The sequence below is a fragment of the uncultured Thiodictyon sp. genome, from assembly GCF_903828115.1.
GTDB lineage: Bacteria > Pseudomonadota > Gammaproteobacteria > Chromatiales > Chromatiaceae > Thiodictyon.
Genome location: NZ_CAIKKU010000071.1, coordinates 1 through 8,053 on the forward strand (window position 1 = coordinate 1; position 8,053 = coordinate 8,053).

8 protein-coding genes are annotated in these 8,053 nt (G+C 67.5%); 2 read left to right on the forward strand and 6 right to left on the reverse strand.

The window, feature by feature from the left end:
* The 3 genes from QZY48_RS02480 to QZY48_RS02485 all read right to left on the reverse strand — a co-directional run.
* Nucleotides 1-265, reverse strand: a 265-nt coding sequence (locus QZY48_RS02480) for a UbiD family decarboxylase domain-containing protein (RefSeq protein ID WP_295427258.1), incomplete at its 3' end; no start/stop codon positions are given.
* On the reverse strand, nt 205-588 hold the full coding sequence (locus tag QZY48_RS34565) for a hypothetical protein (RefSeq protein ID WP_366929629.1): 384 nt from the start codon (nt 586-588) through the stop codon (nt 205-207). The genes QZY48_RS02480 and QZY48_RS34565, both read right to left, overlap by 61 nt.
* A complete protein-coding gene (locus QZY48_RS02485; RefSeq protein WP_295427261.1) occupies nt 573-1,199 on the reverse strand; it encodes an MmgE/PrpD family protein in 627 nt (208 codons plus the stop codon). Before QZY48_RS02485 ends, QZY48_RS34565 begins: the two co-directional genes overlap by 16 nt.
* Nucleotides 1,200-1,413: 214 nt before the next feature.
* Here QZY48_RS02485 and QZY48_RS02490 point away from each other — a divergent pair, with 214 nt between their 5' ends.
* Complete coding sequence (locus tag QZY48_RS02490) at nt 1,414-2,412, forward strand: helix-turn-helix transcriptional regulator (RefSeq protein ID WP_295427264.1); 999 nt, start codon at nt 1,414-1,416, stop codon at nt 2,410-2,412.
* 61 nt (nt 2,413-2,473) lie between these two features.
* Here QZY48_RS02490 and QZY48_RS02495 read toward each other — a convergent pair whose 3' ends face one another.
* Nucleotides 2,474-4,342 carry an EAL domain-containing protein gene (locus QZY48_RS02495; protein ID WP_295427266.1) on the reverse strand — a complete coding sequence of 623 codons (1,869 nt, stop codon included), beginning with the start codon at nt 4,340-4,342 and terminating at the stop codon, nt 2,474-2,476.
* A gap of 629 nt (nt 4,343-4,971) precedes the next feature.
* Between QZY48_RS02495 and QZY48_RS02500 the strand changes: the two genes are divergently transcribed.
* The gene (locus QZY48_RS02500; RefSeq protein ID WP_295427268.1) at nt 4,972-6,807 is read left to right on the forward strand and encodes a SufS family cysteine desulfurase; all 1,836 of its coding nucleotides are present in this window, start codon (nt 4,972-4,974) and stop codon (nt 6,805-6,807) included.
* 288 nt (nt 6,808-7,095) lie between these two features.
* Here QZY48_RS02500 and QZY48_RS02505 read toward each other — a convergent pair whose 3' ends face one another.
* Nucleotides 7,096-7,281: a hypothetical protein gene (locus QZY48_RS02505; protein WP_295427272.1), complete on the reverse strand. Its 186-nt coding sequence runs from the start codon at nt 7,279-7,281 to the stop codon at nt 7,096-7,098.
* Complete coding sequence (locus QZY48_RS02510; protein ID WP_295427275.1) at nt 7,281-7,727, reverse strand: hypothetical protein; 447 nt, start codon at nt 7,725-7,727, stop codon at nt 7,281-7,283. The genes QZY48_RS02505 and QZY48_RS02510 overlap by 1 nt, the downstream gene beginning before the upstream one ends.
* Nucleotides 7,728-8,053 lie beyond the last annotated feature (326 nt).

The following is an 8,053-nucleotide window of genomic DNA, read 5'->3' on the forward strand; positions in this document are numbered from 1 at the left end:
ATCTTCTTTCGCAGCGGCGCGCAATTTCTTGCGCGAGCTCCCGTGGTCCGCAGTTCAGGGCCTGCGCATATTGCTCGCGGTTGGAGTAGGCGTTGGAGAGATACTGAAACTCGCAATCCTTGACCTTCTCGACCAGAATTGCCTGATCGGGATTGGACTCCATGAGCATGGGCAGTTCGTCGACCCGACGCTCATCGGTGATCCTCACCAGTTGGCCGATCTTTTCCAGATCCAGGACGAAGTCTTGCAGAGGTTGTTGGGGCATAGAGATCTCCTGGGCATGATGAAGTGGGCGCTTGCGGCATGGCCTTGATCATGGTTTCGGCCACGCGGCATCGTAGGGTGGACAAGCGCAACGCAGTCCACCAGCGTCGGCGCGGGATTCGGTGGACTGCGCTGTCGCTTGTCGACCCTACGGCCGAGCAGCGTTGCGATCCTGTCCGTGGACACGACCGGCCCCAGGTTCGCGCGGAATTTTTCCTCGAGATCTTCCTCCGTCATCGGGTTCTGCGACGTTCCTTTCGGATACCGGACCCGTTTCTGGTATTCCTGTCCGGACGTCACTCGGACAGTCACCACGGCGCCCATGTTGTCGTTGGCTTCGCGCTGCGCCACGCCTCCACCCCGCCGGAGAAGCTGCCGCAGATGCCCATCATATTCATCATCTGCGTCTTGTCCAAGCCAAGCAGCAGCCCGGCGGCAATGCCGGCACCGAAAGGTCCAACGACATCCGGGGTGTGAAAGCCGTTGAGATGGGAGTTGGGAATCCCCGCGCCGAGCCGTGTCATCACCTCGATCCCGAGTACCAGCGCGCGCGCTATCTGGTCGGGACTCCGGCGCTCGCTCTCGCCAACCGCCAGCGCCGCCGGAATAACGACGCCTCCAGCGTGAATCTTGATCGCGATGTTGGTGTCGTCGTAGTCCTGCGCGTTGCCGGAACTCGCATTGACGAACGCCGCCTGCTCCGGTGAAAGCAGATCGCCGAAATAGATGACCGTCGACCGCCCCTGCGCCGGGAAGGCGGTTGTCGCGCGATAGCTTCCCTCGCTCCAGGGGAACTTAGCACCTGCAATCGTAAGGCCGATCTTGTCGATCAGCAGTTTCCTGACCATCCCACGGATCTCGTCGGACTGCCCGGAACCGAAGGACTTCATCGTGAAATCAACGAGGATTTCACTGACAAACGCCTGTTGTTTCATACTGGACGCTCCGCGGGATAGGGATTTCAAGCAGGCGGTCGCAAGCCCGGCCGGCCACCGAAAAGTCAAATTTGGAATCGTTGCCGTGTCGACCTCCCAGACACTGCCGCCCGTATCTTTGATATTCTCGCACCGAACGCGTCTCGGGCTCAGTTGCCGCGACATACGAAAATCTGCCTCATTTCTACGCGAAACTGTATCGGAGCCCGACCCCATGACCACCGCCTTCTCCCTGGCCGAGGTGCGCTGGCTCACCGACCCCGAGGCCCCTGTGGTCTTGCTCGATCACCTGACCGACCTGCCGCACCACGAGATCCCGATGCCCCCCGCCATGGGCAGCGGCTGGGTCGAGATGATGCACCTGGCGATGGGGATGTACCTGGCGCGGGGGACGCACCATTTCACCGAGGCCATGGCCGGGCATCTGGTGCCCTTCGCGCGGATCTCCGCGGAACTGCCCGAGGACACCCTGACCATTCAGGCCGCCCGCAGCGGCCGGGTGCATCTGTACGAGCGGCGGGTCGGGTCGGAACTGACCTTCGGGGACGAGAACGTGCTGTTTCAGCATTCGGATCGACTCGACTACGAGCCGCACCTCGAGGGCTCGACCATGGTCCAGGTGACGATCCTCTCGATCGGCGACGCACTCCTCGCCAGCTTGTTAGGCGAGGCGCTGACCGGCGCGTTGGTGGCCGGACTGGGGGTGGTCGGTGTGCCGTCGGCGCGGGTGCTGGCGATTCCGGCCGCGATCACCGCGCCCTTGTATGCCGCGCTATCGACCGGGCAGTCGGGCCCCTTGCGCAAACTCTATGCGCAGTCCAAGGTGCTGGAATATCTCGGGGGGCTGACCGGGTTCATGGCCGGGGAGCACAGGTCGTCGGCCGCCCTGCCACCGGTACGGCGGCGTCGGGCAGAACAACTCCGCGAGGAGTTGGAGCGGGCGAACGCCGCGGACCCGAGCCTCGATCAACTGGCCCGGCGCTATCGCACCAGCGCCCGCACCCTGAACGACGACTTCAAGGAGGTGGTCGGGCAGTCCATCTTCGCCTTCGTCACCCGGCGGCGTCTGGAGCAAGCCCATGTGCTGCTTCAGGAGACTGATATCTCATTGAAACAGCTCGCCGCCCGCTTGGGTTACACGCACGTCAACCACTTCAGCGTCGCCTTTCGCCGGGTGTTCGGCTACCCACCGGGGAGCCTGCGGCGCGGGTAGCGCGGTCAATGCGTTCACACCGATCGCTTAAGTAAGGCTGGAACTTCGGTTTAGACTTCGCTCACCCGCGCCGGCAGTAGGCCCCGAACTCGGCCGCTGCCAGCGGCCGGCTGAACAGATAGCCCTGACCGATCCGGCACCCCGCGGCCTTGAGTGACTCAGCCTGGGCGCGGGTCTCGATGCCTTCGGCGACCACCCGCAACCCCAGGGCCCGGCCCAGGACGATGATGGCCCGGGCGATGGCGGCGTCGTCCTCGTCCCCCGGGAGGCCGGCGACGAATGACCCGTCGATCTTGAGTCCGCGCACCGCCAGCCGCTTCAGTGAGGCGAGCGACGAGTGCCCGGTGCCGAAGGAGTCGATGGCGACCTCGATCCCCAGGTCGAGCAGGCGTCGGATGTTTTCGGCGGCCGACTCGGAGTCGGCGACGGACTTGATGTCGGTGATCTCCACTGCCAGGGCGCCGGGTTCGAGCCCGCTTTCCGCGACCGTGGCGGCGATGCCCTCGGCCAGACTCGCGGTGCGGATCTCGCGGTTGGACAGGTTGACCCACAGGGTCACGTCCGCCAGCAGCCCCTGTTCGCGCCAGGCCCGCAGTTGGCCGGCGGCGGTGTGCACCACCCAGGCGCCGATGGGGACGATGAGCCCGCTGGACTCGGCGAGCGGGATGAACCACTCGGGTCCGACCAGTCCCAAGGTGGGGTGGTGCCAGCGGATCAGGGACTCGACGCCGATGATGCGGCCGGTGGTCAGATCGTGCTGGGGCTGGTAGTAGAGGACAAACTGCTCCAGGCTCAGGGCCTCGCGCAGCGCCGTCTCCAGGGATACCTGGGCGAAGGCGCGGGCGGTCATGTCCGCGGTGTAGAATTGAAAGCCGTCGCGGCCCTGGTCCTTGGCCTGGTACATGGCGGCATCGGCGTTGCGCACCAGGGTGTCGACGTCGATGCCGTCCTGGGGGTAGAGGCTGATGCCGATGCTCAAGGTGACATAGAGGGGCCGGCCGTCCAGATCGATGGGCCTCTTGCAGGCCTGGGTCAGCTTTTCGGCCACCAGGGCGGCGTCGCCGGCGCGTTCCACGGGGTCCAGGACCAGGGTGAACTCATCGCCCCCGAAGCGGGCGAGCGTGTCGCCCTCGCGCACCTGGCCACGCAGGCGCCGCGCCGCTTCCTGCAGCACCCGATCCCCGGCCAGGTGTCCCAGGCTGTCATTGATGGCCTTGAAGCCGTCCAGATCCAGGAACAGCAAGGCCACCTGGCGTTGCTCGCGACGGGCCCGGCGCAGCGCCTGGCCCAGCCGGTCGGCGAACAGTAGCCGGTTGGGCAATCCGGTGAGCGGATCCTGGTGGGCCAATTGCGCCAGGTCGCGTTCCCGCTCCCGCAGTTGCTCGGTGAGCCGCTGGTACTCGGTGATATCGAGCAGGGCCACCCGGCAGGCGGCCGGGCCAGCCGCGCCGGGGCCTTGCCGCTCGCGTTGGATCAGCAGGCGCAGCACGCGCTGCCGGTCATGGGCCGACACCAGCCCCACCTCGAGCACTTCCTCCGCCCCGCTGTCCAGCGCCCGCGCCAGGGCGGCGAGCAGGGGCGGCGCGTCGCCGGGGCCGAGCCGCGGCCCCAGGTAGAAGTCCCCGGTGCTCTCCCGCTCGACGCCCAGCAAGCGGGCGGCGGTCAGGTTCATCTGGGTGACCAGGCCCTGGCGGTCGATGGCGGCATAGGCGACCGGGGCGAGGTCGTAGAGGTCCGCGTAGCGGTCACGGGACTCCTCCAGGGCCTGCCGGGCGCAGCGCAGTTCCCGGTTCTGGAGTTCCAACTCGATCTGGTGGACCTGGAGGTCCTGCACCAGGCGCCGGTTATCGGTCGCCTCCCGGGCCTCCCGCCGCAGGGCGGCGAGGACGTCGGCGAGGGTGCTGTCGGAGAGGTTTCGCAGGGCGGTCATGCGGCACTCGCGCAGGTGAGAAGGTGTGGTCGGTCCGGTCCCGGGACCCGCGACGGGCGGTTATCATGCAGCTTCCTTTGACAGTATAAGGCCCCGGTCGTGCGGGCACCGCACTGATTCCGGTCGTGCGAAGCCCCGTCCCCGCGGCCCTTCGAGATTGACCCCGGACCCGGGAAATAGACAGGATTTTTCAGGATTTACAGGATGGGTCCTGGTTGTGCGTCGGGCCTTGATCGTCGTTGCGGCCACTGGAGGTCGAGGCTTTAGCCGGTCCGGGGTGCCGACGCCACTGACTTCTCTTGGATAAGTCGGCAACCGCCGCCGGCTAACGGCCATGGCGCCCGCGCCACCCCGAAAGATGAAAGTTGCGGTCGCCATGGCCGTTCCCTCACCCCGCCCTCTCCCAAAGGGAGAGGGGGAATTGGAGCGCGCTCCCGGCGCGACTTTCACGGTAAAGCCGCGCCCTCCGGTTGCGGACGGACCGCTGCCGGGAACGATGGTCAAGGCCGCGAAGTCATCGTCCAGGTTCTATAAGCTTGAGCCGGCCCGGGTCCGGCCCAACTTACCATCAATCGTCGACCTCTCCTTTGTCGGGGCCCAGCCCCCTACCAGGCTCAGAGCCATCCGCCATGACAGCTTCGTCCCCCCTTGATGTTGCGGATCGGCCGGCACTCGATGCGGCGGCCATCCGGGCCCAGTTTCCGATCCTGCGCTCCTGCGTCCACGGCCAGCCGCTGGTGTACCTGGACAACGCCGCCAGCGCGCAGAAGCCCGACCGGGTGGTCGACGCCGTCGCGGATTATTACCTGCGCCAGCACGCCAACATCCACCGCGGGGCCTACCAGCTCTCCATCGTCGCCACCCGCCTGCACGAGGAGGCCCGCGCCGGCGTGGCCCGCTTCATCAACGCCGCCGAGCCCGCCGAGTGCATCTTCACGCGCGGCACCACCGAGTCCGTCAATCTGGTCGCCGCGTCCTGGGGCACCGCAAATCTGCGCCCCGGCGACGAGATCATCCTCTCGGAACTGGAGCACCACTCCAACATCGTGCCCTGGCAACTGGCGGCCCAGGCGACCGGGGCGCGGATCAGGGTCATCCCCATCGACGACACCGGCGCGCTGCGCCTGGATGTCTATCGGCAACTGCTCTCCCCGCGCACCCGCCTGGTCGCCGTGACCCAGGTCTCCAATGCCCTGGGTACCGTCAATCCGGTGCGCGAGATCATCAGTGCCGCCCATGAGGCGGGTGCACTGGTGCTCATCGACGGCGCCCAGTGGGTCGCCCACGGACGCACCGACGTCCAGGCCCTGGACGCGGATTTCTACGCCTTCTCCGGGCACAAGCTGTACGGGCCGACCGGGATCGGGGTGCTCTACGGCAAGCGGCGGCTGCTCGCGGCGATGCCCCCCTATCAGGGCGGCGGCGACATGATCGAGCGCGTCACCTTCGCGCACACCACCTACGCCGAACTGCCCAGCAAGTTCGAGGCGGGCACCCCCCACATCGCCGGCGCCGTGGGCCTGGCGGCGGCGATCGACTGGCTCTGCGCCGTGGGCCTGGAGGCCGTCGCGGCCCATGAGGCCCGGTTGCTGCGTCATGCCACGCGGCGGCTGTCCGCCATCCCCGGGGTCGAGCTCAAGGGCACCGCACCCGACAAGGCCGGCGTCCTGTCCTGGGTCGTGACCGACCCGCCCCTGGGCACGCTCGATATCGGCATGGCGCTCGATCTGAAGGGCATCTGTATCCGCACCGGTCATCACTGCTGCCAGCCGCTCATGGACCGTCTGGGCCTGGCATCGACGGCCCGCGCCTCCTTCGGTGTCTACAACACGATCGCCGAGGTCGATTGTCTGGCCACGGAACTCGCCGCGATCATCGAAGCGGGCCGGGGCGCGCGGGTCAGTGTCCGCGCCCGGCCCGCAACGGCCGTGGGTCTGGCGACCGCCGCGCCGGTGATCGCCTACCCGCGGCCCGCGGCCGAGTCGCCCGCGGCCGCGGCGGCGCTGATCAGCGAGGTCTTTGACCTGCTGCCCGACTGGTCGATGCGCTACCAGTACCTCATGGACCTGGGGGCGCACCTGCCTGTCATGCCCGAGGCCCTCAAGACCACGGCCAACTTCGTCTCCGGGTGTCAGAGCCTGGTACACCTGGACGCCCGGGTCCGTCCCGACGCCACCGACATCCTCGAGTTTCTGGCCGACAGCGACGCGGCCATCGTCCGCGGCCTGATCGCCCTCTTACAGCAGTTGTTCTCCGGACAATCCGCCGCCGCCGTCCTGGCCTTCGATGTCCAGGGCTTTTTCGGTGAGCTTGGGCTCGAAGAACACCTGAGCCTGGGGCGGCGCAACGGCCTGGCCGCGATGGTGCAGCGGCTGCGGCAACTGGCCGCCCGGGTGGTGGGGCAGGGGGGCGCGCCGGACCTGGAATCCGTTGCGTTTGCTGCCGTGCACTGCGCGCATGCCTGACGGGAGCGACCGCAGTGGACGACCAAGACCGTTGCACCCCGAAGCGTTCGATACGCATCGCCGTCGCCGCCACAGAACCCGCGCCCCCAACGCCCGCCGAGGTGATCGAGCATTACCGCAGTCACGCGCTGCCCAGGGGCCGGGACACGTCATTTCGTTAAGCGCCGCCGCCCAAGCGCCTGGAGTCCAAGGCTTCAGCCTTGGAGCGCGCCAAGGCTTAAGCCTTGGACTCCAGGCAGAGGCGACGCGGTCGGCGATTGCGCCGGCGAGAACCCTGTGGGAGCGGCTTTAGCCGCGACGCGACCGCGCAAGCCGTCGTCGCCTCATCGCGGCTAACGGCCATGGCAGCAACATCAGCCACCCCGGAAGATCCACCTCCAGGACCATGCGCGTCACCTGGTCCCCGGCGCGTCCGAGCCCGAGGCCGTCGTCCAGGGTCCAGGTGTCGTTGCGGTAGTGCTTCATTGCGGGCATCAGCCGTCGGAATAGAGCGGGTCGTCGAACATCGGACAATCGTCGTCCTTATTCGTCACACACGCCGACGGACAGGCCACGCAATAGCTCAGGAGCCGCTCCCAGGCCGTTCCTGTACAATCCAGCAACCGGTCGACCATCTTGTCGGTCAGGCCCGGAAAGGCGGCCTCGACCTGGTCCCAACCGATTTCCATCTGCGGGATCTCGCCTCTGAGCTGCTTCAGCACGACCCCTTGCAGTCCGATCGCGAGCGCGATGCAGGAGCGCTCGATGCGCGCGTGATCGTAGCCGCGTTTGGCGAGGGTGCGCATGAGCGGCGGCGCAATCGCCTGCCGGATCTCGCACGCCAGCTCGAAGGCGAACCAATTGAACTTGCGCTTTCCGCCGGGGAGCGCGGAGAAACGACTCGGGTCGATCTGCGGATCGGCTGCGGGCTGGGGCGTCATGGGTGTCGGGCGGCGATCGGGCTTGAGTGGGGGGTCCGCGCAGGATAGCCGGTCGCCCGGGCGGGCGGTAGCCCCTGTCCGCAATCCCGCGGCGTCGCCCGCGGACCGCGTGGCGCTCGTTCGCCCTGGTGGTGCGGCGGCGGACCGATGCCATCATCGAGATCCCGGTTGACCAGCGGGCGGGTCAGAGGCTTCCGACGGCTGCCGGGTGGATGGCCTCTGGCAGTGTTGATCATTACTTCGGCCACCTCGCGCCTGACATCCGGCGCGGCCGAGGGGCCGCTCCGACGCCGTAGGAGCGGCCCCCCGGCCGCGACGGGTTGCCG